The following is a 688-nucleotide window of genomic DNA, read 5'->3' as shown; positions in this document are numbered from 1 at the left end:
ACGGTGTCGCCGGGCTCGACGAAGTGGCGGACCAGCAGGTCCAGGGCGTGGTTCGCGCCGAAGGTGAGCAGCACCTGCTCCGGGCCGGCGGAGATCCCGCGCTCGCCCAGGGTGCGCGCGACGGTCTCGCGCAGGGGCGGGAAGCCCTGGGGATGACCGTACTCGAAGTCGTCCTCCGCCTCGCCCTGGCGGCCGGTGCGTTTGAGGTAGCGGCCGAGCTCCGAGGTCTCCATCCAGCTCGTGGGCGGGCGGCCGTCGCCGGCGCGCACGGTATAGTGGCGGTTGAGCTGCTCGCGCAGCAGCGAGACCAGGTCGATGGCCTCGGTGAAGTGTTCCGGCGGTGCGCTCGGCTCGCTGCGCCGGCGGTAGGCGACGTAGAAGCCGGAGCCGCGCCGCGGCGAGAGATAGCCGGTGGCGACGAGGCGGTCGTAGGCCTCCACCACCGTGTTCTTGGATACGCCGTATTCCCGTGCCGCCGCCCGGATGGAGGGCAGCCGCGCACCGGTGTTGAGCTGGCCCTCGTCGATGCTGCGGGCGATGCGGTCCGCGATCCGCCCCGCCCGGGAGTCCGCCTCGGTCATGGTGTCTCCCCTGCAAGGTGTTCCGGGGATCCGCTGCCGCCGCGTCCCCGGAATCCCGGTACGGTGCCCGCCGGATAGGCCGTCGCCGGCCCTGCCGTGCGAATTGT

General features: G+C 72.5%; 1 protein-coding gene. It reads right to left on the bottom strand.

Annotated features, from left to right (window positions below; translation table 11 throughout):
- Positions 1-581, bottom strand: a 581-nt coding sequence (locus G7A99_RS23180) for an aminotransferase class I/II-fold pyridoxal phosphate-dependent enzyme (RefSeq protein ID WP_163144408.1), incomplete at its 3' end; no start/stop codon positions are given.
- Positions 582-688 lie beyond the last annotated feature (107 nt).

This window comes from Arhodomonas sp. KWT (assembly GCF_010993615.1).
Note: the sequence above shows the minus strand (reverse complement) of the source record. Positions and strands in the feature narration are given on the sequence as shown.